Genomic DNA, 23,048 nt, shown 5'->3' with positions numbered 1-23,048 from the left:
ATAAATTGGATATTTTATAACGCTATATAGCATTTTCACCAACTATTTTTGACTATTAAATCTTGAAAATAATCCTCGGGGCTTGCCCCGAAGATTATTTTTTTAGACAATTTTTTGGGTGATATACATAGTTGTATTAGTTCCTTTTCTCAGGAACAATCTCAATAACTATTGATCCTTCTTCTAAACCTTCTGCATGAGCTTTTATTTCAATTTTACCAACATCTTGGGCTGCCTTAATTATTGCGATCGCTTTCCCGTTGTATGCTCTTCTTTCAGGAGACAGGTAGTCTTCATGACTAATTATATTGCCATTGTCAACTCCAATAATTTTACCTGAATTGGTAACAGTAAATTTTATTAGGTTATCTGCATTCGCACATGGTACTCCTTTATCATCAACAATAGTTGCGGTAATAAAAGAGACATCATCCCAATTGTTTGCGAGCGTTGGATTACTTTTAGTAATTATAATTTTTGACGGTTTTCCGGCAGAGGTAAATGCTTCTTGAACTGCAGCTTTTCCATTGTTTTTACCAATTGCCTTTATAGTGCCTTCTTCAAAAGTGACATTCCATTCTCTTGGTGAATCATCAACGGGCTTTTTTAGTAACCCTAATGACTTTTCGTTTAGGAAAAGTTCTACTTCCTCGCAATTGCTGTAAACTTGAATTTTTGCATTGTCATAAGTGTCAAAATCGTTTGGTGTCCAATCGGCAACCCAATTTCCTGCTCCAGCATTTTCAGATTTTCTCATAAGGTGTACCACTGGTTCTGCAGACCACCAACTATCTCTTTGTAGTGATTGTTGTTTCCAGTTTCCCGCTCTATCAAATAGACCTTGGTTATTAGTTGTTTCCGGCCAATCTGCTTCGCCTAAATAGTCATAACCTGTCCATAGAAATTGACCTGCCATGTACGGTTTGTCGCGCAAAGCAAGCCATTGATTAATGGCATGGGTGTTTTCGGTACCTAATACTTTCCAGTTTGGGTGTGCTTCATGTGCAGCGATTAGTTCATTTTCACGATAATTTTGCCCTACAACATCCATCTGCTCTGCAAAACCACTAAGGTAGACTTTAGAATTTGCAGGTCTAAAAAGAGCCATTGTCACGGGTCTGGTGTCGTCATATTTCTTTACAACATCTTCCTGCATTTCATACTTTTTATAACCTTCAGGATAACTTAGATCATCATGTATTTCATTTCCAATGCTATAAATCACGATGGAGGGATGATTTCGATCTCTCAAAATCATGTCTTTTGTATCTTGTTCCCACCAATTGGTGAAATATAAATTATAGCCTTTTTCTCCATTATGCTTAGCAGAATTCCAGGTGTCAAAAGTTTCATCCATAACCAAAAATCCCATCTGGTCACATAAGTCCAGAAACTCCGGAGCAACAGGATTGTGTGAGGTACGTATGGCATTTACACCCACTTCTTTTAATTTTTTAAATCGTTCTTTCCATACCCCTACAGGTACTGCAGCACCAACGGCTCCTCCATCGTGATGCAAACAAACCCCTTTTAGTTTTAAATTTTTACCATTTAACCAAAAACCTGATTCGGCAATAAATTCTGATTTTTTAATTCCAAATGGAACAGTTTGATTATCGATGAGTGTTTTTCCCGAATATAATTTAGTTGTTGCAGTGTATAAATTAGGTTCGTCAATATCCCATAATTTTGGATTCGTGATTTCAATGTCTTGCGAAAACAAACCCGTTGCTGAAATGTTTTTTATGCTTTCGGCAGTTTTTACTACTTTTCCTTTAGCATCAACAATTTCGATTAGCAATTTGTAATCAGCTTCGACTCCTTTATTTTCAATTTCAACTTTTAAATTCACTACTCCTTTACCGCTTGTAGCAATTGGTGTTGTAATAAATGTTCCCCAATGTTTGAAATGTGTTGGATTTACCGAGACTAAACGAACGTGGCGATAAATACCTGCACCTGCATAATAACGAGAAGCTGGTTGGATTGAATTATCTGCTCTCACTGCGATAACGTTAGTTTTATCAAGGTTTAAATAAGGAGTAAGGTCATAAGTAAAGCTGATATAACCGTAAGGCCGTTTTCCTAAATGTTTACCATTTATCCAGACATCACTATTAGCCATTACGCCATCAAATTCGATAGAATATATTTTTTTTGCATCAGACTTATCGATTTTAAATGTTTTGCGATACCAACCAATTCCGGTAGGTAGGTAGCCACCGCCACGAGCTGATGGGTTGGCTCTGTCATAAGAGCCTTCAATGCTCCAATCATGAGGTACATCTAGTTTTCTCCATTGGGCATCATCAAATAAAGGTTTTTCTGCACCAGGGACTTCTCCTTTTATAAATTGCCAGCCACTATCAAAATTAATTATTTTGCGTGCTTGGGAAAAAACGTTTGTAGCTAAGGCTAAAAAGAGAAATAAGAGGGTAAATCTTAGCTGTTGAGAGTGTTTTGTCTTAAAATAGTTCATTTTTTTTCTAATTTTTATTTGGGTTATTTTTTTTTTTATCATTTTAATATGGTACCAATCTTTTTTAGTTCCTCTTTGGTAAAGCTTGTATTGTCTAGGGCTTTAATTGAATCCAACATTTGTTCTGGTTTACTAGATCCTATATTATTACAGAAGTAATTCTTGTATCTCGTAGAATCCAAGCTAAAACCATCTGAGCTAATTTTTGAACTGCTCATTTGCCATTTTATTCAGCACTATGATTTTAATGAATTTATCAGACGAACGATTTGCTCTAATTCGGAATTCTTAATATCTAGATTAGTATGTAATACTACGAGTATTTTCATGCGATTTTCGGATAAAAGATTCACCCTCTTGTCGAAATCGAAAGGTTTTCTGAATGTTACGGTGAACATTCCATCTATATTGAATTCTGGGGGTGTTAATCCTTTTTCTTTCATCAAGTCATGCATCCTAATGCCAGAACCTATTTGTTCTACCATTCGCATTCTTTCAAATAAGCCCGAAATTAAAGGATTACGGATTAAGCTTCTTTTTCTAAATTCATTTCGTGTAATGACATTCACTAATGCACCAGGATTATTGATTTCTACCTTATCGTCAAATAATTCTATTGTAATTCGACCTCCTTTATCATAGTAATTTCGATGTGCTAAGGAGTTTATAATTGCTTCTTTGAAAAGAGTTTCCGGAATTTTCCATAACTCTTTTCTTGGTTTGGAAACTCCCCCTTCACATCTAGTTTCGAATTTAGCCAATACCTACTTTTTAAAAATTGTTGGTATAGTAGTGTGCCAATCATTGTTTTATCATCAATAATGTATGTTTTCTCTGTTCCACCAAATGCTATACAACGTATTACTGCTTTTCAAAAAAGTGTTCCGGTTTTTTTGGCAAAGAATAAAACAGCACCATTTTTAAAATATGCTTCTTTTGTAGTCAGCCTCAAGTTATGAAATACCTGTTCTTTTGAAATAGTATTGTTCAATCCAGCTTCAGTTCTAAAGACCTCGATATTTTCTTTATCATGGTCGGTTGCAAAGTCTGTTTTTTTGTAAGGCGCTTCATCAAAATAAATTCTATCTGTTTGTTGGAAAAAATCTCTCATTTCGTCAACAGTTGTTAGTTTTTGTGAATTAGTGTCTTCTGAACATACTAGGATGTTTTCTTGGAGTTGGCGATGGTGTTAATCTTTTTTTCGTACTTATTGGGACTGATATTGTTATCATAAATTGCTGTTTATTTGTTGATTGCGTAAAGTTATACTCTATTTATTTTACACATTTGCGGTTTTCCGTATTAAGTGTTTTTATTTACTGTAATTGTTATATAATTATAAATAAGCTTTTAAATCATTCGCTAATATAAAGTAAATTACTTTGTAAATAAATATTTTCTTAAATCTTGGAGACTCGATTAAATTCAAATTAGCCTAATTTTATTACTATAAATCAAAGGAGATATTACAAAACTATTCTTAATATGAAATGAGTTTGATAAATACATGGCTTAAGTGAATAGACGTAATATTTTAAATTTAATTTTAAGATTACCTCGCTTTAACTTCCAATTTAAATTTGATCTTTGTTTAAATATATCCTCAAGTAGGATTGAATAATATTAGCATGAAATCAAAGGCTGATAAGTTTCTAGGAAAAGATGGAAGTAGCCTAAAACTCATGCTGACAGAGGAAAGCATCAGTTGATTTATTTGTTCAAATTATTATTGAAGCAACTATAAAAGAGTTTTATGAAAAAAAATAAAAAAAATAGAGTCGAAATATATTTAATTTACTGTAATTTAGTTAATTAAGTACTTAATTCCCGCTGACTACCCAAATTTTTTTAATAAGTTTGGTTGTTTTTAGTAATAAAGGATGTCGAACGCTTATTGTTTTGTGTGTAAATAATTGATTTACATATATTTATAATAAAAAGGAGAGGTGTTCGATACATCTCCTTTTATGGGAGTCGCTGGGGTTACAATCGAACACCTTATACCGATCTTAATTTTTTTTGATAGCTTAAAATTATATTTTAATATGTTGATTTTGAGTTGTTTAAAATTTATTTTTTGATAATTACTTTTTAAGTTTAAAATTTTTAACTAAGTGTTTTTGACGTTTTTTAATAATTCTAAGTTTTTTAAAGTTAAAAGTACATAAAGGAGACGTTAGAGTTCGACTGTCGAACTCTAATTCACAGTCGAACACTTTAAGGACTAGAGTAATAAAATAATAAGTAAAACTATAAAATTAAATTGCTTTGTAATGTTACTATCTCAAAACAATTTCCAAACCAATTTATACATGATTTAAATAAACTGACTATATGGAAGCTATTAAAGTTAAATTCTATTTTTCAAATTTATTTAATTATTTTTAGAGAATGTAGTTACAATATAACTATGAATTTATATACTTAATTGTAACGACAATTAAGATTATAAATAATAGTGATTGCCCGATGCAGAAATTAGCAACCTAGGTTTTACCAAAGTTTACAGACTTCGAGGTATGAATAAGGTTCTAATCTGAATAAAATAAGACAAAATAAAAATAAACAAATATCGATACTTTTTTTAGATGACGCTTTTTGAACCTCTAAAGTATTTGAAAGAACACATTAACCCAGTGGTTGGAACACATTAATAAAATTTTTCTAGACATAGAATATTTTTTATTGATCTAGAGGTAAATTTAATAATTAATAAAGTCTATGCGGATTGTTTTTAGCTCTGTCACATCTAATAATAACCTTTACCTTTCATTTTTTTTTAATCCTTCAATTCTTGAATACTAAAGGTCATTGTTCTTCAAAATCTATAATTCTTAAGACAATATTTTTCAAACTTAGGTTTGCGTTGATTTAAAGAGGTCTTTAGTAGATAATAAAAATGTGGGAGTTTCAGTTGTTCACGCTACAATCCAATGTTGAGTATATAGGTTTGCACCATTTATTAAGGCGCAAATGAGTAAACGAAAAATAGGAGTAGAGCCAAGTTAGAGACTGTATGAAACCAATATAAAAGTTAAAGGTATCTGGTGTTTTTATAGAATTTTTTTAGAAAAAACAAAATTAACAGAAAGCGGATACGTTTTTTGCTTCTAAAATTATTCAACTATTTCTTCACTTCAATTGCTTGTTGAAGAATAGCACGAGAATCGGCGCTTGATATGGGTCTTACTGTGCGATTAGTGACTTTCCAGCCATCTGTAGTTCGCAAGAGTTTCCATTGGTTCACTGTTAGTTGATAAATAGAAAATCCAGTAGAAGTTCCTTTACCGGGAAGTTGCACATGAGAGGCTGTTGTGTCTGGAATCACTATCAGCAAATAACCTGTGGCTACTGCAGTATCACCATTTAGCGAGATAAGAGGAAGCATTGCTAAATGTGTCATTCCGCCCTTGATAGCCTCCTTCTGTTCAGGTGCATTGACGATTTTCAAGATTTCATATCGACCTTTATCTTGCCGTGCTGCACCTCGGTCAAAGGTGGCATCTTCTGTAAACATTTTTGTCCAATACGATTCAGATGCTACATCAGAACTAAAAGCAGAACCTGCAAGAAGGTTTAGGATTTCAAGTTGGTCCTCAGTGGCTATAATGCGTGCGAGAAGTTGTTCTGTATTCAAAGTACTTGTTTGTTTATGAAGAGTCGAGTTGCCTATTTTGTTTTTATCCTCTACTTTCTGCCCAGAAAGTAGATTAGAAATTAATAAAAATGCAATATACAATACAAATCTTATAGTAAAATTAGCTTGGCTTTTCATTTTTGATAGTTTAAAATTGATTTGATAAAACACCTAAAAATTAAATTTGGTAATCTTCTCTAACGGGACAAAATACATCAAATATCTTACATTTTGTAATTGCTTTTCCTCCGTGTAAAATATTAGGAGGTATCACAGCAAGTTGTCCCTTTTCATAGATTTTTGTTTCCTCGGCAATGGTCAATTCAAATTTCCCCTCCAAAACTTGGGTAACTTGTTCATGGAAATGTGCGTGCATGGGCAAAATCGCCCCTTCTTCGACATCCCAGTAACCCAAGGTGAAATTTTCTGTATGAACAAACCTTGCTTTGAATCCTTCTTTTATTTCATTTTGTGGTAGTGTGTCTACTTCAATCATTTTTTTAGTTTAATTATTTTTACTCTTGAACTTTTTTCCATTTTAGATACGCTCTAAAATTCATGATTAGAAAAAATACATTGCCTATACTGATGCCAAAACTTTGCATTCTAAAAATTCCCAAATATATCCAAAGCGCATTAGCAAGCATAAAGGAAGCGAAACCTATTCGGTTTTTATTCCCTATTAGATAAACGGCTAACAAACTTGAAGCCATTGCTAGCCAATCTAAACCATAGTATTTTAATAATATGTCCATTCCGAAATTGTTTGTACCTTTTAATGAATATGGATTCCACCATTAACATCAATTGTAGCACCAGTAATGAATCCCGAAAGGTCGGAAGCTAGAAAAAGACAAGTACCTGCTAACTCTATCGTTTTACCAACACGTTTTAATGGAATTCCCAAAATCACATCATTCAATTGTTTTTCCGAAAGTCCATCCAGCATACTGGTTTCGATCATGGCTGGGCAAATTACATTCGCTCGAATATTCATGGGTGCAAATTCTCGAGCTATAGCTTTAGTAAGGCTAATAACTCCACCTTTTGAAGCGGCATAGTGAGTACCTCCTACCAATCCGCCACCACGTTGAGCCGACAAAGATGATAAATTGACGATAACTCCAGCTTGCTTTTCAGTAAATATTTTCAAAGCACTTTTACAAATATTGAAAGTACCTTTAAGGTTTACATCCATTATCAAATCATACGCTTCATCAGTGATAGACAACATTCCTTCTGATTTTACAATGCCTGCACAATTCACTAAGCAGTCAATAGTCCCAAAATGTGCTACTGCCATTTCTATCACTTTATCACAATCTGAGATATCTCGTATATCGCATTGATGATAAATAATGTCAGGTGTATGACCTATTTGTGAAGCGATGGAAGTACCAACCTCATTGGCTATTTTCGCATTCATTACCAAATCAAGAAGGACTAATTTAGCCCCATGAGCTGCAAAAAGTTCTGCCGTAGCATATCCGATACTGCGTAAAGATGCAGCCCCGACAATCACACAGACTTTGTTTTCTAACAGTAGGTGATTGTATTTTTTATCCTCGTTTGAGTGTATATTTTTCATATGTTTTCTAAATAGTAAGATTTTCAATTATTACGGCATAACCCATCCCAACGCCAACGCACATAGCGGCAAGTGCATATTTTTTCTTTGAACGTTGTAGCTCATTCATAGCCGCTTGTATGATTCGAGTACCCGACATTCCGAGTGGATGTCCAAGTGCAATTGCTCCACCATTCGGATTTACTCTAACGTCATCATCGGCAATTCCCAAATTTCGAGTAACCGCTAAACATTGAGCGGCAAAAGCTTCATTGAATTCAAATACATCTATTTGGTCGAGGGTTAAACCTGCTTTTTGTAATGCTTTTTGTGTCGCTCCAACAGGGCCAATTCCCATAATTCGAGGTTCTACACCTACTACCGCCGATGATACAATTCTTGCTTTTGGAATAAAATGGTGTCTTTTTAATGCTTCTTCCGAAGTAATCAACATGGCAGCAGCTCCATCATTTAATCCAGAAGCATTTCCTGCGGTTACTGTTCCTCCTTCTTTCTTGAAAATGGGGTTTAATTTGGAGAGGATTTCTAGTGTTGTACTGCCCTTAATAAATTCATCTGTATCAAAAATAGTGATATTACCTTTTCTATCAGCCATTTCAATTTTCATGATTTCATCTGCTAAAATGCTGTTATGTTGTGCAATAAATGCTTTTTGCTGTGAGCGAAATGCAAACAAATCTTGATCTTCACGGCTTATTCCATACATTGTTGCCAAATTCTCAGCGGTTATGCCCATTGCATCGGTACCGTATAATTTTTGCATTTCTGGATTAATAAATCGCCATCCAAAACTACTATCAAACAGTTGCGCATCATTGCCAAAAGGTTTTGATGTTTTAGAAATCACCCACGGGCCACGGGTCATGTGCTCCATTCCGCCCGCAATAAAAATAGCACCATCATCAGCTTTAATAGCTCTATTGGCATGAATAATCGCCGACATTCCTGAAGAACATAAACGATTGACTGTTTCGCCTGGAACGGTGTGTGGTATTCCGGCTAATAGTAAAGCCATTCGAGCTACATTTCGATTGTCTTCCCCCGCTTGGTTATGACAACCTAAAATCACATCGTCAATTAGCTCTGTTGGTAAATTTGGATTTCTTTTGATTAGTTCTTTAATTGGTAATGCTGCGAGATCATCGGCACGAAGAGCTGATAAAGTGCCTCCTAAACTACCTATTGGCGTTCGGATAGCATCAATGATATATGATTGTTTCATATGTAGATAATATTTATTTTTTAAAGGAATATGGTATCGCTATTCTTCACTCCAGTTTGTGTTTTGGAATCATGGCGATTTCATCGGATTAAAAATTGTTAGTAATATAGCTTAATAAATTCATAGCTGTTTTATGATTGCTTTGAGCCTTTATAATTGTAGGCTGCCTTTTCTATTAAAATTTTTTCCATTTCCGTTTCGGAATATCCCAATTCACTAAGAATTTCGGTAGTGTCCCATCCACAGGGCGCTGCAGTAGAACGTGCCGAAGGATAATTGCCATCAACTTTTATCGTGGAACGAATTACAGCAGTTTTCCCTTCGGTTGGATGATTTTCAAAATCAATTAGCGCAACAGCCTTTAAATGTGGGTCATTAGTTAATGTTTCTAGTGTATGACAAGGCATAGCGGGTAGATCCGTTTCTCGAAATATTTTAAGCCATTCATCAGTGGATTTATTATCAAGTGCTGCACCACGAATTTCAAACCATTCTGAAACATATTTTGCCCTGCTTGCCACAGTTATAAATCGTTCATCATGGAGTAATTCAGCTCTATCCGTTATTTTTAAAAAGGATTGTACCTGAGTATCAGTATTTATGGTAAAGGAAATATATCCATCCTTTGTTTTAACAGGCTGATTATGCGGACTTAAAAGGCGAAGGTCACCTGGAGGACCAACAGGCGGTTCAAAACTTTGTTGCGCTAAATGCTCCTGCAAAACAAAAGATGCCATTGTTTCAAACATTGGAATCTCAAGACTAGCTCCTATTCCTATATTTTGGCGTTGCATCAAGGCTGCCATGATTGTACCTGCTGTAATTTCTCCAACAACATGATCGCAAATTAACATAGGTACATAAGCTGGTTTTCCATCACGTGCCATCGTGAGTCCCGCAATACCTGAAGCACCTTGTAAAACACTATCATAAGTTGGTAATCCTGAATAAGGTCCATCTGTGCCATAGCCTGTTATTAAACAATATATTTTTTCTGGATATTTCGATCGAATTGTATTTGCATCTAAGCCCAAACGCTCCAAAGCTTCCGGGCGCATATTGGCAACAATTACATCACACCATTCTACTAATTTTTGAATGATTTCTTTTCCAACTTCTTTTTTTAAGTCGAGACAAATATTCTTTTTTCCTCTGTTGAGATGCAAGTAAGCCCCAGAATGTTGTCCCGTTGGTGACATTCCTCCAAGACCACGCATGAGGTCTCCCGATGGGTTTTCAACTTTGATAATCTCTGCTCCGTACTGCCCCAATCGCCAAGTAGCTACAGGGCCAACAACCACGGATGTTAAATCTAATATTTTGATGCCTTTTAATGGTTCAAACTTCATATCCAATCATTTTATGTTAGTTTCCGCTTCTACTGCTATTTCATTATTATCATTATAAACTTTCAATTCCCAGCTAGTTTCTTTTTGTTCAGCAGTCAGGATCATTGGTCTATTACAATAGAGTGGTGCAATATGTTTTACTTTTATATCTGTTAGTTTCAGCGCTAAATTGGTTCTCATAAATTCGGTTAATAAAAGTGTAGTCAAACCACCGTTTACTACCAAATCTGGAAGTCCTTCAATATTTTGAGCATAACCTCTATCCAAGTGAATTTTATGAGAGTTAAATCCCAATGCAGAGTATTGGAATAAAATTGTTTCATCAGGAGTTATCTGTTTCTGATGTTTCGATTCAATAGGTTGAGAAAGTATTTTTTCAGAATTCTTCGAAGCGGTACTCGCACTTAGCAAAATGTAAGTTTGGGTTTCAATAATGGCGGGAATTGATGCAGTAACAGGACGTAATTCGTGTTGGATTGTTACAATTGCCATTGGTCCTGAATTAGTTGTTTTTTCTACTATGCTTTTAATAAAACTCGTTTTTTCTACTACTGAACCTATTACAATGTCACCATTGTAGGCTGCAGTTCTTCCTCCTAAAAGCAATCTTGGCAGCCCAAGGTCAGGAATAGGAACACCCAAACCAGGGAATCCATCTTGGCGTAATTCGGATTTTGGTGTTTCACCAGCTAGCATAAAAAAATGCCATCCTTTTGGTAATATACCTCCTTCTGAAAAAGAACGAGTATCTAAGTCTAACATAGCAGCCACACGACGTACCATAGTAGGACTACATTGCTCATTTGTTTGAGTTTTAGATGCTAAAATGTAATCTTGCATATTGTTCAATAATTCTCACAAAAAAGTGAATTAATATTAATTTCAACAAAAATACAATTTATTTTTTCATATTTGAAAATAATATTTCATATTTGCAAAAGAAACAACAAATATTAAATTCGCAAAACATGAAATTTAAGTATCATCACATGAATCTATGCACAGAAGATGTGTCAAGATTATCAAATTTTTATCAATCGATATTCGGTTTAAATCGCCTTCAAGACGAAGAACATGGTTTGACGACCGAGGACACAGTGAATCGTTATGATGGTCAAGTTGAATTTCTAACCGATGGAGAGGTAGAATTTCATATCACACAGAAAGATAATGATGCAGGATTCCGCATGAAGCAATGGATTAATCCAATCAAAAATGGTCATTTCTGTTTTAGAACTGATGACATAGAAGCTTTTAAAAAGAAATTAGAAGAGCAGAATGTTCCCTATGCTGACTATGGTAAATGGGCATTAGCTGGTTGGTATCAAATCTTCTTTCATGACCCAGATGGAAATATCATCGAAGTACATCAAATAGGAATGTAATTTGATTTACGGTTTATTTTACTTAAAATAGCGGATATTTATCTAAAATAAACGTAATAAAAAACAAGGTATGAAAGACAAAGAAGAAAATGGAGCTTATTCAGCCCCAGCATTAGAAAAAGGCTTAGATATTTTAGAAGTTCTTAGTACGTGTGAAAATGGACTTACACAGCAAGAAATTGCTGCTCAACTTGGGAGAAAATTGGGGGAAATTTATCGTATGTTGAACTGTTTAGTGCAAAGGAATTATGTTGCCAACTACGGCAATGTTTATACCATTACTTCTAAGTTGTTTCAATTGTCACATTTTCATCCTCCTACTTATCGTTTGTTGACTGAAGCACTTCCAATTATGGAGGGTTTATCAAGAGCAGTTTCTTTTCCTTGTGATTTGAGAGTTTACAATAATGGTTTTCAAACTGTTATAGCGTCAATTCAGCCACCAAATGGACTTGGTTTTATGACTCGGGTAGGCTCTGAAATTGAGGTTGCTCCTTCAGCATCTGGTATGGTATTGCTGGCTTTTCAAGACCAGATCATCAAAGAAATCAGAATTCGAGAGAGTCTTCCAAATTCATCAGAGACTGAGATTGAAACTTTTAGTAATGGTCTAAAGGAAGTAATTTCAAAAGGATTCGCGTCCATAAAGAGTAAACAGTATGCAGGACTTCACGCCATTTCATTTCCTATATTGGATATGAATGGAAATGCAGTAGCAGCGATGACAGTTCCTATGTTAGCTAGAATTGATGGAACGAACCAATTTACGCATGAGCAGGTAGAAGAAATGTTAAGAGAATGTGTGTCAAATCTGAGTCAAAAAATAGCAATAACTAATATAAACGCAAATAATTGAATTATGTCAAATAAGAAATTTACAAAATTAGTATTATTGTTTTGTCTTTTTTTTAACTTCACTTTTCTAGTGAATGCTCAAACCACTTCAATAATTAAGGGGTATGATATTTACTTGAATCCTTATAAGGGTAACGATACTAATGCAGGAACAAAGGAAAGTCCTCTAAAAACTTTGAATGAAGCGGCAAAACGAGTAAATAAAGCAAGTGACGGAGGTGCTATCACCGTTTACTTGTCATCGGGCATCTATGGTATGAATGAGACTGCTGATTTCAATCCTGTAAATTATAAGTTCACTAAAGCCAACCGACTTATTATTCGTGCTGAAATATTGCCTGATGACATAAGTTGGAATCCTTCAGATATGCCCGTATTAATTTCTACCATGTCTTTTTCAGTAGAAAAAGATGACAAAGGACAAGTGACTGGAAGTCAAAACTTTGGTATTCTAATTCAAAACAGCCATGCCACTATTCAAGGATTAAGGATTTTAGGCGAACCAGTGCACGAAAATCCATCAAAAGGCATGCTAATTAGAAATTATCCAATCGTTTGGGAAGGAAAAGATTTAGAAGATTTAAGAATAACCCAATGTTTGTTTTTGGGAGATAAATTTGCGATTCCAAATCATCTTGGGGTTTTAGCAAATGGAAAGGCTCTTGAAGTTGATCATTGCGTTTTTTACGGTGTTAAAGATGCTGTAGTAATGTGGAAAAATCCAGTCTCTAACTCTTCAATGCACCATAATCTTATAATTAATAGTTATGGTGGTATTGTTTGGACCTGGTCTGCCACAAACGATTTCAAATTTTACAGCAATGTTATCAGCAATGCCAATGTACTATGGATTTTAGATAAAGATGAAAAAGAATCCTTTTTGATTGAAAATTCAATTATAGTAGGTTATAATTCTTATGTAAACAAAGGTGGTGGTGCACATGGATTTGGCGAAAATGCAAATCCAGAAAAACTAAAAGTAAGTAAGGATGTAATCCTAAAAAAAGAAGGGAAATTAGAAATAATAGAGGACCAAACCGATAAATTTTATTTGCATATCAAATCAGGTACATTAGGCTCGAATTTGGGGGCTGGGTTGTTTACAAAATAATTAGATTACGATAAAATAAGTGTGGAGTAACGGGCTCAATTTTTATTATTTGTGGCAAATCTAAATTCAATAAAATGAAAAATTTAAAATACATTTTTGTTGTTTGTTTTTTAATTGTTTGTAAAAGTTTATCGGCTCAAAAAATCAATTTAAATAATAAGACGCTTGAGCCTAAACAAGTAGCTATGTCATTTGAAAATTTAGATAATAAAGAAGTACTGAAAGTGGTGAAAGATACTACGGTGCAACTTGTTGACGAACCTACTTTTGTCAGAATAAAAGATTTGAATTTTAAAAATGGTAGTATCGAAGTTAAAGTTTTGAGCCGTTTGTTAAAAAATGCACCAGCCTTTGCAAGAGGTTTCATCGGTATCTCTTTCAGAATTGACGATAAAAACACAAAATACGAATCCATTTATATACGCCCTACAAATGGTCGTTCTGATGATCAGATAAGACGCAATCATAGCATTCAATATTATGCTTATCCCGATTTCAAATTCGATAAACTAAGGCAAATAAGCCCTGAAAAGTACGAATCATACTCAGATATGGGCTTAAACGAATGGATTACGATGCGAATCGAGGTAAAAGGGAAAGAAGCCCAATTGTTTTTAAATAATAGCAAATACCCTGTTTTGATTGTCAATGACTTAAAATTGGGCGAAAATACCCAAGGTGGCATTGGGCTTTGGGTAGAAATTGGAACAGAAGGGTATTTTAGAGACTTGAAAATAACGAAACAATGAGTGATTTTTGACATTTGAAAAAAAATATAAAACTAACTAATTATTTATGGGAAAAGCATATAAATTCTTACTTATAAGTTCCGCCATTTTAGGGCTTTTAGCGATAGGAATGTTGATTTTTGGAGGTGGAATATTGGCAACAGATCCTTTTCTTGTGAGCTCACTTATATGTTTAGCAATTGGAGGCCGAAACGTTTCAATTTTAAATCAAATGTCGTTTACGATTTGGGTTATGGCTGCAGTTTCAGTCGGTTTTTTTTATCCACAATATTTTCAAAAAATTGGAGATTTTAAGTTCACGGGTTTTATAGTTCCGCTTATCCAGTTGATAATGTTTACGATGGGTACAGAAATGAGTCTGAAAGACTTTGAAGGTGTTATTAAAACGCCCAAGGCGGTTTTGATTGGTCTAGTTAGTCACTTCACTATTATGCCTTTAGTCGGTTTTACCTTGGCCAAAAGTTTTAGCTTTCCTCCCGAAATAGCTGCTGGTGTAATATTGATGGGTTCGGTACCAAGTGGAGTAACCTCAAATGTTTTAGCGTTTATTGCCAAAGCCAATATGCCTTTATCGGTTACTATTGCTGCGATTTCTACTCTTGTGGCACCGTTTATGACTCCCTTGTTAATGAAATTATTAGCAGGCCAATATGTCGCTATTGATTTACAGGCCATGATGCTGCATGTAGCTGAAATCATTATTTTACCAATAATATTGGGTCTGCTTGTCAATAGATTCCTTATAAATGGTGTGAAAAGGTTACAGACCATGTTGCCCAAAATTTCAATGTTGGGTGTTTTGATGATGATGATTGTTATTGTCTCATCGGGTAGAGATTCTTTATTAGAAATTGGGCCATTGTTATTTTTATCAGCAATGATTCACCATACAATAGGTTATCTGCTAGGCTATTGGAGTGGGAGGTTTATGGGTTTGGACGAAGCATCATGTCGTACAATTTCCTTGGAAGTAGGTATGCAAAATGGAGGGCTTGCTTCTGGAATCGCCTTACAAATGGGAAAAATAGCAACCGTTGGTTTAGCATCAGTGATAGCTGTGCCTTGGATGACTATTTCAGGGTCAATGTTATCAAATTGGTGGCGAAAAAAAGATAATGAAAATAAAGAATTATTAATCCTAAATAAAAATAAATCTACTGAGTCGATTTGAAGGATTTCTCAATTATGATTCATCACTAAATGAAAGAAAACTATGGAAATACGTAAAATTACCGTCATTGGAGCAGGCAATATGGGTCACCAGATTGCCTTATGTGCAGCTATGTCTGGATTTCAAGTAAAATGTACAGATACCAATCCTGATATTCTGGCAAAAGCAATTTCGTTTGCAGATAATTATCTGAAAGAAAGGGTAATAAAAGGAAAGTTAAGCGAAGAAGCGGCTAACAAAGCTCTAGGAAACCTTGCTTTTGTCCCAACAATTGAAGAAGCGGTCGTTGAAGCTGATCTTGTAATTGAAGCCATTATTGAAAAATTAGAAGTAAAAAGAGAACTCTTTGCTCACTTAGATAAAATTTGTCCTGCTCATACAATTTTGGCTACGAATAGCTCGTACATCGTAAGTTCTAAAATTGCAGATGCAACTAATCGACCTGAGAAAGTTTGCAATATGCACTTTTTTAATCCTGCCTTGGTGATGAAATTGGTTGAAGTAGTACAAGGACCACACGTTTCAGAGGAAACAGTTGATTCAGTAATGAATGTTGCAAAAAATATGAATAAAACACCTGTTTTACTTTACAAAGAGATATACGGTTTTCTGGTTAACCGTCTCTTGCAAGCCACAAGACAGGAAGCCCTAAAACTACTTGATATGGGCGTTGCAAGTTTTGAAGATATAGACACAGCCGCCATGAATGGATTAGGCTATCCGATGGGACCATTTGAGTTATTAGACCTTACCGGTTTAGATTTAGCCTATCATGTAGGAATGGAAAAATATAAGGAAAGTGGCGACCCCACAGACAGACCTTCTCCCACTGTTGTTGAGAAATTTACAAAAGGAGAATGGGGGAAAAAAGTAGGGAAGGGTTTTTATGATTATGAGCAATAGGAAAGTCACAGGTAGAAAGGTTTAAAAGTCAAATTTATCATTCAAAAATATCATGAAACATTTTTTTATACTTCTAATATCCGTTTTTTTTCTATTTGGATTTGAATCAAAATCACTTTGTTGTAAGGATATCAATATCAAAAAGGATACTTCTATAAATACATTTGTTTTCACTCAATATACGAATGGTAATTTCATCAGTAAAAAATCATCTGATACGATTAAAAACAACAGTAGAAAAGAAAAATTAAAATACCGACTTAGTAATGGGGAAGTTTTAAAAGGTGCAGTAATCAACATCGCTCATCCGACAATGGTAGAAGTAGTTTGTGAAGCCGGGGCTGATTTCCTTTTCTTGGATTTCGAACATGGTTTACGCGACTACAACGATATTGGTCAAGCTATTATTGCTGCTGAACTCCATAAAGTTCCGACGCTTGTCCGACTTGGAGAACGTTCCTTAAATCTGACAGAACGAATACTCGACGCTGGAGCCAGTGGCTTTTTATTCCCTCATGTAGAAACAGCCGAAGAAGCTGCCGAATTGGTTTCTTGGTGTCGATACAAACCGCTTGGTGTTCGAGGCTCAGGCTTTGCAAGAGCTTCTATTAGTTATAGCGGTAATGAATATGAAAGACGTCAGCAAGCGAACAAAGATGTAGTTTGCATTATGATTGTCGAAAGCCTAAAAGGAAAAGAAAATTTATCTAAAATATTGGCAGTTGAAGGTGTCACAGGTGTTGCTATTGGTCCGGGTGATATTTCGATGGAACTTGGTGTTAGCGATTGGAAGGATCCGAAGGTAGTACAGGTATTAGATGAAATGGCTGCAGTAGTCAAATCGTTTCCTAACCGATCTTTACTTCGCCTTGCGCTTACACCGGAAGAAGCCGTTAAAAATGTCAATTCGGGAGCTAATATGATTCTGCTCACACATGATGTGCAACTCATCAAAGCAATGTATTCTGGACTTTTCAAGGATATTACCAACAAGATTAATCAAGCAGCTAAAAAATAGGCTCAACCATTTTTATAATTTAAATCCGATATAAACATTTTTTTTAAATAGTAAGATTATGAAGAACAACCTCCTATTAGTCCTTTTATGCTTTTCGGTTTTTGCAAAAGCTCAAAACCCAATTGTAGGAACTATTAATGGCAAAATTCAAGGTACAGCCACTACGGATAAAACTGTTCGCATTTTTAAAGGTATTCCTTTTGCTGCGGCACCAATTGGTGATTTACGATGGAAAGCGCCGCAACCCGTTCAAAACTGGAAGGGCATAAAACAATGTAAAGCTTTTTCGGCAAGTCCTATGCAAAACAAACCTCAGCCTTTCTTTTGTTGGACAGAGGAGTTTCTTGCTCAACCCGAACCTATTAATGAAGATTGTTTGTATCTAAATGTGTGGACTATTGCTAAAGCTAAATCCAAAAAACAACCCGTTTTTTTATGGATTTATGGCGGTGGGCTAAATAGTGGCTCGGCAAATTGTGCTATCTATGATGGAGAAGAAATGGCAAAAAAAGGCGTAATTTTCGTTAGCATTAACTATCGAGTTGGAGTTTTTGGCTTTATGGCACACCCAGAGTTAAGCAAAGAGTCAGGCCATCAGGCTTCAGGTAACTATGGTTTTTTAGACCAAATAGCCGCATTAAAGTGGGTTCAAAAAAATATTACAGCCTTTGGTGGTGACGTAAATAACGTGACGATTGCGGGGCAATCCGCAGGAGCGTTTAGTGTAACAGCTTTGATTGCTTCGCCGTTGGCAAAAGGTTTATTTCACAAAGCCATTGCGCAAAGTGGTGGTTTATTTTCTAATATGCTTAGTCAAAATTTAGAAAAATCCGAAGAGCAAGGTGTTGTTTTTATGAAAAAAGCAAACGCAAATTCATTAGCTGAATTGCGAAAAAAATCAGCTGAAGAATTGCAAATACTGAGTAATAATCCAGAAGCAGGTAGATTTGGAACTACAATGGACGGCTATGTTTTACCTGTAAATTTGATTGAGCATTTCAAAAAAGGGTTACAAAATCAAACACCTGTTTTAACTGGTTGGGTAACTGGCGATGGAAGCTTTATGGGAGATGCTACTATGACCGTTGACGATTATAAAAAAGAAGCCCAAGCAAAATATGGCGATAAAGCCGAGGAGTATTTAAGTATTTTTCCCGCAGCTACAGCAGAGGAGGTTAAAATAGTTAAACAAAAATTAACATTATTAGGCTTTGCAGGTGAGCCTGCACATTTACTGGCAAGTTTTAACACTAAAGCAAGTTACCTCTATCAATTTGGTCATGTTGCACCAGATAAGCCAAATTTTCCTAATTACGGAGCTTTTCATACTTCGGAAGTTCCGTATGTATTTCATAATCTGCATACTTGGAATCGTCCATGGCAACCATTAGACAAAGAAATAGAAACTGTTTTTTCGTCGTATTGGGTCAATTTTGCAAAAACGGGCAATCCAAATGGAAATAATTTACCTGAATGGAAAAGTTATAATAAACAGTCGGGGACTATTCTGGTAGTAGACGATAAAATGGAATCTAAGCCCGAATTTTTGAAAAAAGAATTTGATTTTCTAGAAAAGAATTAATCAAGGCATAAAAACTGTTCATCAGTCATCTCCATAATTTTTATAAAAAATTAAACCAATCAAAATAACTTCATTCACTTAAAAAAACATCAATATGTATTCAAAATTAGTAACCGCTTTCATTTTTCTGTTTTTTCTGTCAAATGTAGAGGCGCAGCAAAAAAAATTAATAAGAGCTTTTCAACCCGCTAATGTGGTGAATAAAGTACCTTATGGGAATAACCCTAAAGCAGGGTATTATGTACAGGCAAATGATGCTAAAATTTATTATGAAGTCTATGGTAAAGGTCAACCGATAGTGTTGATGCATGGCGGATTATTTGGCTCAACTGTTGAGTTTTCAGATTTCATCAATCATTTCAAGAAAAACTATCAAGTGATTGCTATTTCTACTCGTGGTCACGGTAAATCTGAATTAGGTACTGAGCCACTTACCCTAGAGCAGCGTGCTACCGATGCTATGGCGGTTATCAATGCTGTAACTAAAGACAGTGTTGTTGTACTGGGTTTTAGTGATGGGGGTTATTCGGCCTATAAATTAGGTGCAATGTATCCAGAAAGAGTAAAAAAAATGATTGTGATGGGTGCTGGGGAAGTACGTCCAGGGTTAAGGGAATTTAAATTTACTGCAAAACAAGCACAGGAAATGGACAAACCTTTCTGGGAGCAGCAATTGAAATTGATGCCTGAACCTAATAGAATAGAGGATTTATTTACACAAGTGGCAAATTGTTATAATAATGTTACGGTGAGTAAAGACTTATTGAGTGCAATAAAATGTCCTGTTTTAGTAATGGCGGGAGATCGAGATGGAGGTAATCCTGTTGAACGTGTAGTAAGCGCTGCAAGATTTATCCCAAAATCTCAAATTGCAATTATTCCTAATGCAGGGCATGGTTGTTTCTTGGAAAATTTTGATGCAACGTGGGCATGTATTGTTCCATTTTTGAAATAGTAATCCGTTAAATATAAAGGGGAAACTAATTTTATGGAGTACCCTTAATTCACTTTAAATGGTGAAATAAAAGCACCAACAAACCATTTTTAAAAACCTATCCCTAAATTCTATGGGGACATATAACCTTTTGAATTTATTCGAATAGGTGCTAAACTTATGCTTTTTTTTCTGGAGAATCAGCTAGAAAATTGACTAAAGAAAATTTGTAAATCATAATTAAAACCAAATATTAACTAAATTAAAAACCAAATGAAAAAATTATCATTTAATTATAAACTAGGCACTTTTTGGCTCCTATGTTTATTTATTCTTTCAAGTGCAGCTTATGCACAAAATACCGGAAGTATTTCGGGCTTCGTAAAAGACAAAAACGGCACCCCAATTTCAGGAGCTACTGTTAAACTATCTTCTGCTAATGGCGCCGATAGAAGTACCAAGGCTGATTCCTTGTCATATTATAATTTTAAAAACTTAGCAAACGGTAAATACAAACTTCTTTTTACCATGTTAGGGCATTTACCTTCTACTATCCAAGTTAATGTAGAAAGTAATCAAGTCGAGGTTAATGGACAATTGGTCGAAGATCCTATGCAATTAGATGCTGTAGTAGTTACAGGAGGTAACCCAAAGAAAAAAATTGAATCAAGTGTTGCTATTACTACAATGTCAGCAAAAGACATTCAACAAAGATCTCCACTTAATAATATCGATTTATTGAAAGCAATTCCAGGTCTTACTGTAGAAAGTAGCGGTGGTGATGGTCCCGGAAATGTATGGGTTCGTGGATTTCCACAAGGAGGAGGCTATATATATTTAGGAATTTTAGAAGATGGACTTCCTGTTTTACCTACTGGGTATAGTTCAATTCCTTCGGCTGATCAATACTATAAGTCAGATCTTACCACTAAAAATGTTGAAGCCATCCGTGGTGGTAATGCATCGATAATTTTAGCGAACACTCCTGGTGCCGTAATAAATAACATTAGCTATGTAGGGGCAGCTAAAAGCTATAGGGAATTCAAAGTAACATCTGGTCTTTCTCAAGGCCTATACAGAGTAGATGGGAATACAGGGGGATCTTTTAGCGATAATATAAAATACAATATTGGGGGATTTTATCGTACCGATAAAGGAATTGTACCTCCTCCTTACACAGCAGGTCAAGGTGGTCAATTAAAAGCAAATGTAACCTATCATTTCAAAAACAATAAAGGATACTTTCGCCTTTTAGGAAAATATATTGATGACAAAGTATATTGGCGTCTACCTAGTTATTATTCTTATGATGGATCAGGTAAACCAAAAGCATTATCAAACTATGACATTTTTACACAATCTATGGAAATGATTGATTCAAAATGGGATTATACCGATGGATCTGGAAAGACAACTAATTATGATCTTGGAAATATTTTTCACACCAAATTGGGTGCAGTAGGATTTCAATTTAATTACAAAACTGACAATGATTGGCAGATAACAAATAATTTTCGTTACCAAACCAACAATACTAGTTTTAACTCAACACTCCCATTAGGAACACAGCAATACGTTCCTGGAGTTGATTATACTTATTTAGACGGAAGTCCTGCTGTATATTCACCAAACGATTATAATGTTTTTGCAGTAGCACTATTGCAGCAGAATAAAGATACACAAGTTATGGATTTTCTTGATTTTAAAAAGAAAGTAAACAAACATAGTCTTGGTATGGGTGTATCGCTTCACCAATTTAATGTAAATAACGAACCTAATGATGCTTTTGTATACTTCCAAGAATTGAAAGAAAATCCCCGTCGTTTACTTATTCCAGCGTTCGGAATTGGAGGAAATGGTATGATACCCGCTTCAAGTTCTATCGCTATAGCTAATACTCGCATTTTATCCAGTTATATAAATGATGAAATTGCGTTAAGTGATAAATACAGACTTGATTTAGGTTTGCGTCTAGATAATCAAAGTATTGATGGAAAAAGGCCTTATTATGGGGTTAATGCAGATGGTACGCCAAATTTTCAGGCTCCAGCTTCTATGGATATCGCTGGTAGAATGGATTATTCAGTTTCTAAAACCAATTGGGCATTTTCTGCAGGACTTAATGATAAAATAAGTGAAAATGCTGCTATGTTTGCTAGACTTACACGAGCCTACAATACTCCAACATTTAATGATTACGGTGCGCAAACATATAATGAATCATCTATCAAGAGACGTCCGGTATATTTAGCGGAGTTAGGATATAAATATGCTAGTAATGGTTGGTCATTGTTTAGTTCAGTTAGTTATTCTGCTATCAAAAATGTATCTTTAAGTATCCTCGTACCTACAAGTGTTGGAATACAACCATTGTTAGCTTTTGGTTCTACAAGAACAATAAGTGCAGAATATGAGGTAGCTTATAAAGTGTCCAATAACTTAGGTCTAAGACTTACAGGAACATTGCAAGACGCAAAATATACGGATTATGAAGCATCTACTAATACCAATCCTATAGTATTAGCACAAATGGGAGATAAAAAGTATACTTTTACTGGAAATAGAGCAGAAAGAGTTCCTGTTTTAAGTACGGAACTATCTGCAAACTATGATTACAAAAGATTCAATACCAATTGGGGTATTATCTATACAGGAAGTCGTTATACTTCTCCATCTAATAGCTATGAATTACCTGAATATGTCACTATGAGAGCCAGTGTAGGGTACAAAATAACAAAGGCAATTGAAGCTAAATTTTGGGTTGATAATTTAACAAATACTAGAGCTCTTACCGAAGGAGATACTAGAGGGGATCAATTTAGAGACTTTTCAACAGTAACCCCAGGAACTCTTATGATTGGTAGAACAATTTTACCTCGCAGTTTTTGGGCTTCAATATCTTACAGTTTTAAATAAGATATTTAATTGTTAATCAATGTACCTACTTTATCGAGTAGGTAATTACAACCTCAGCAATATCATACTAATTATTGATTAATTGTTGTTAAAAAAGTATTGAAACAGAATTTTAAGGAGGTTGCCTTTCATTAGGTAACCTCTTTTTT

General features: G+C 34.9%; 20 protein-coding genes. 10 read left to right on the top strand and 10 right to left on the bottom strand.

Annotated features, from left to right (window positions below):
* Positions 1-136: 136 nt before the first annotated feature.
* The 10 genes from ACM55M_RS14090 to ACM55M_RS14045 all read right to left on the bottom strand — a co-directional run bounded on the left by ACM55M_RS14090 (position 137) and on the right by ACM55M_RS14045 (position 11,115).
* On the bottom strand, positions 137-2,479 hold the full coding sequence (locus tag ACM55M_RS14090) for a glycoside hydrolase family 2 TIM barrel-domain containing protein (RefSeq protein WP_416858295.1): 2,343 nt from the start codon (positions 2,477-2,479) through the stop codon (positions 137-139).
* Positions 2,480-2,715: 236 nt separating this feature from the next.
* A complete protein-coding gene (locus ACM55M_RS14085; RefSeq protein WP_416858294.1) occupies positions 2,716-3,240 on the bottom strand; it encodes an ATP-binding protein in 525 nt (174 codons plus the stop codon).
* Between the two features lie 110 nt (positions 3,241-3,350).
* On the bottom strand, positions 3,351-3,590 hold the full coding sequence (locus ACM55M_RS14080) for a hypothetical protein (protein ID WP_416858293.1): 240 nt from the start codon (positions 3,588-3,590) through the stop codon (positions 3,351-3,353).
* Between the two features lie 2,013 nt (positions 3,591-5,603).
* Positions 5,604-6,254 (bottom strand): nuclear transport factor 2 family protein, encoded by a 651-nt coding sequence (locus ACM55M_RS14075; protein ID WP_416858292.1) that lies wholly within the window; start codon positions 6,252-6,254, stop codon positions 5,604-5,606.
* A 40-nt stretch (positions 6,255-6,294) separates the two neighbouring features.
* Positions 6,295-6,612 carry a cupin domain-containing protein gene (locus ACM55M_RS14070; RefSeq protein WP_416858291.1) on the bottom strand — a complete coding sequence of 106 codons (318 nt, stop codon included), beginning with the start codon at positions 6,610-6,612 and terminating at the stop codon, positions 6,295-6,297.
* 19 nt (positions 6,613-6,631) lie between these two features.
* Positions 6,632-6,871 (bottom strand): hypothetical protein, encoded by a 240-nt coding sequence (locus ACM55M_RS14065; protein WP_416858290.1) that lies wholly within the window; start codon positions 6,869-6,871, stop codon positions 6,632-6,634.
* A gap of 20 nt (positions 6,872-6,891) precedes the next feature.
* Positions 6,892-7,704 carry an SDR family NAD(P)-dependent oxidoreductase gene (locus tag ACM55M_RS14060; RefSeq protein ID WP_416858289.1) on the bottom strand — a complete coding sequence of 271 codons (813 nt, stop codon included), beginning with the start codon at positions 7,702-7,704 and terminating at the stop codon, positions 6,892-6,894.
* Positions 7,705-7,711: 7 nt separating this feature from the next.
* A complete protein-coding gene (gene pcaF / locus ACM55M_RS14055) occupies positions 7,712-8,926 on the bottom strand; it encodes a 3-oxoadipyl-CoA thiolase (protein ID WP_416858288.1) in 1,215 nt (404 codons plus the stop codon).
* A 131-nt stretch (positions 8,927-9,057) separates the two neighbouring features.
* Positions 9,058-10,275, bottom strand: coding sequence for a CaiB/BaiF CoA transferase family protein (locus ACM55M_RS14050; protein WP_416858287.1), 1,218 nt, complete (start codon positions 10,273-10,275; stop codon positions 9,058-9,060).
* Between the two features lie 6 nt (positions 10,276-10,281).
* Positions 10,282-11,115 carry an HTD2 family dehydratase gene (locus tag ACM55M_RS14045; RefSeq protein WP_416858286.1) on the bottom strand — a complete coding sequence of 278 codons (834 nt, stop codon included), beginning with the start codon at positions 11,113-11,115 and terminating at the stop codon, positions 10,282-10,284.
* Positions 11,116-11,243: 128 nt separating this feature from the next.
* Here ACM55M_RS14045 and ACM55M_RS14040 point away from each other — a divergent pair, with 128 nt between their 5' ends.
* The 10 genes from ACM55M_RS14040 to ACM55M_RS13995 all read left to right on the top strand — a co-directional run bounded on the left by ACM55M_RS14040 (position 11,244) and on the right by ACM55M_RS13995 (position 22,899).
* The gene (locus tag ACM55M_RS14040) at positions 11,244-11,660 is read left to right on the top strand and encodes a VOC family protein (RefSeq protein WP_416858285.1); all 417 of its coding nucleotides are present in this window, start codon (positions 11,244-11,246) and stop codon (positions 11,658-11,660) included.
* Between the two features lie 70 nt (positions 11,661-11,730).
* Positions 11,731-12,516, top strand: coding sequence for an IclR family transcriptional regulator (locus ACM55M_RS14035; RefSeq protein ID WP_416858284.1), 786 nt, complete (start codon positions 11,731-11,733; stop codon positions 12,514-12,516).
* 3 nt (positions 12,517-12,519) lie between these two features.
* Positions 12,520-13,626 (top strand): hypothetical protein, encoded by a 1,107-nt coding sequence (locus ACM55M_RS14030; protein ID WP_416858283.1) that lies wholly within the window; start codon positions 12,520-12,522, stop codon positions 13,624-13,626.
* A gap of 185 nt (positions 13,627-13,811) precedes the next feature.
* Positions 13,812-14,375, top strand: a complete 564-nt coding sequence (locus ACM55M_RS14025) for a 3-keto-alpha-glucoside-1,2-lyase-like domain-containing protein (RefSeq protein WP_416858282.1) — start codon at positions 13,812-13,814, stop codon at positions 14,373-14,375.
* Positions 14,376-14,421: 46 nt separating this feature from the next.
* Positions 14,422-15,546 (top strand): bile acid:sodium symporter family protein, encoded by a 1,125-nt coding sequence (locus ACM55M_RS14020; protein ID WP_416858281.1) that lies wholly within the window; start codon positions 14,422-14,424, stop codon positions 15,544-15,546.
* 42 nt (positions 15,547-15,588) lie between these two features.
* Positions 15,589-16,449 (top strand): 3-hydroxyacyl-CoA dehydrogenase family protein, encoded by an 861-nt coding sequence (locus ACM55M_RS14015; protein ID WP_416858280.1) that lies wholly within the window; start codon positions 15,589-15,591, stop codon positions 16,447-16,449.
* 52 nt (positions 16,450-16,501) lie between these two features.
* Positions 16,502-17,467: an HpcH/HpaI aldolase family protein gene (locus ACM55M_RS14010; protein WP_416858279.1), complete on the top strand. Its 966-nt coding sequence runs from the start codon at positions 16,502-16,504 to the stop codon at positions 17,465-17,467.
* A 58-nt stretch (positions 17,468-17,525) separates the two neighbouring features.
* The gene (locus ACM55M_RS14005; protein WP_416858278.1) at positions 17,526-19,049 is read left to right on the top strand and encodes a carboxylesterase/lipase family protein; all 1,524 of its coding nucleotides are present in this window, start codon (positions 17,526-17,528) and stop codon (positions 19,047-19,049) included.
* 94 nt (positions 19,050-19,143) lie between these two features.
* Entirely contained in the window at positions 19,144-20,004 is an 861-nt protein-coding gene (locus ACM55M_RS14000) for an alpha/beta fold hydrolase (protein ID WP_416858277.1), read from the top strand.
* 252 nt (positions 20,005-20,256) lie between these two features.
* Positions 20,257-22,899: a TonB-dependent receptor gene (locus ACM55M_RS13995; protein WP_416858276.1), complete on the top strand. Its 2,643-nt coding sequence runs from the start codon at positions 20,257-20,259 to the stop codon at positions 22,897-22,899.
* The last annotated feature ends 149 nt before the right edge of the window (positions 22,900-23,048 follow it).

The organism is Flavobacterium galactosi (assembly GCF_048158585.1).
Taxonomy (GTDB): domain Bacteria; phylum Bacteroidota; class Bacteroidia; order Flavobacteriales; family Flavobacteriaceae; genus Flavobacterium; species Flavobacterium galactosi.
Note: the sequence above shows the minus strand (reverse complement) of the source record. Positions and strands in the feature narration are given on the sequence as shown.

Coding starts and splice junctions, on each gene's coding strand:
- ACM55M_RS14035 (WP_416858284.1), top strand. CDS start 11,731: ATGAAAGACAAAGAAGAAAATGGAGCTTATTCAGCCCCAGCATTAGAA.
- ACM55M_RS14015 (WP_416858280.1), top strand. CDS start 15,589: ATGGAAATACGTAAAATTACCGTCATTGGAGCAGGCAATATGGGTCAC.
- ACM55M_RS14010 (WP_416858279.1), top strand. CDS start 16,502: ATGAAACATTTTTTTATACTTCTAATATCCGTTTTTTTTCTATTTGGA.
- ACM55M_RS13995 (WP_416858276.1), top strand. CDS start 20,257: ATGAAAAAATTATCATTTAATTATAAACTAGGCACTTTTTGGCTCCTA.
- ACM55M_RS14080 (WP_416858293.1), bottom strand. CDS start 3,590: ATGAGAGATTTTTTCCAACAAACAGATAGAATTTATTTTGATGAAGCG.
- ACM55M_RS14000 (WP_416858277.1), top strand. CDS start 19,144: ATGTATTCAAAATTAGTAACCGCTTTCATTTTTCTGTTTTTTCTGTCA.
- ACM55M_RS14040 (WP_416858285.1), top strand. CDS start 11,244: ATGAAATTTAAGTATCATCACATGAATCTATGCACAGAAGATGTGTCA.
- ACM55M_RS14060 (WP_416858289.1), bottom strand. CDS start 7,704: ATGAAAAATATACACTCAAACGAGGATAAAAAATACAATCACCTACTG.
- ACM55M_RS14045 (WP_416858286.1), bottom strand. CDS start 11,115: ATGCAAGATTACATTTTAGCATCTAAAACTCAAACAAATGAGCAATGT.
- ACM55M_RS14065 (WP_416858290.1), bottom strand. CDS start 6,871: ATGGACATATTATTAAAATACTATGGTTTAGATTGGCTAGCAATGGCT.
- pcaF (WP_416858288.1), bottom strand. CDS start 8,926: ATGAAACAATCATATATCATTGATGCTATCCGAACGCCAATAGGTAGT.
- ACM55M_RS14075 (WP_416858292.1), bottom strand. CDS start 6,254: ATGAAAAGCCAAGCTAATTTTACTATAAGATTTGTATTGTATATTGCA.
- ACM55M_RS14050 (WP_416858287.1), bottom strand. CDS start 10,275: ATGAAGTTTGAACCATTAAAAGGCATCAAAATATTAGATTTAACATCC.
- ACM55M_RS14090 (WP_416858295.1), bottom strand. CDS start 2,479: ATGAACTATTTTAAGACAAAACACTCTCAACAGCTAAGATTTACCCTC.
- ACM55M_RS14020 (WP_416858281.1), top strand. CDS start 14,422: ATGGGAAAAGCATATAAATTCTTACTTATAAGTTCCGCCATTTTAGGG.
- ACM55M_RS14030 (WP_416858283.1), top strand. CDS start 12,520: ATGTCAAATAAGAAATTTACAAAATTAGTATTATTGTTTTGTCTTTTT.
- ACM55M_RS14070 (WP_416858291.1), bottom strand. CDS start 6,612: ATGATTGAAGTAGACACACTACCACAAAATGAAATAAAAGAAGGATTC.
- ACM55M_RS14005 (WP_416858278.1), top strand. CDS start 17,526: ATGAAGAACAACCTCCTATTAGTCCTTTTATGCTTTTCGGTTTTTGCA.
- ACM55M_RS14025 (WP_416858282.1), top strand. CDS start 13,812: ATGTCATTTGAAAATTTAGATAATAAAGAAGTACTGAAAGTGGTGAAA.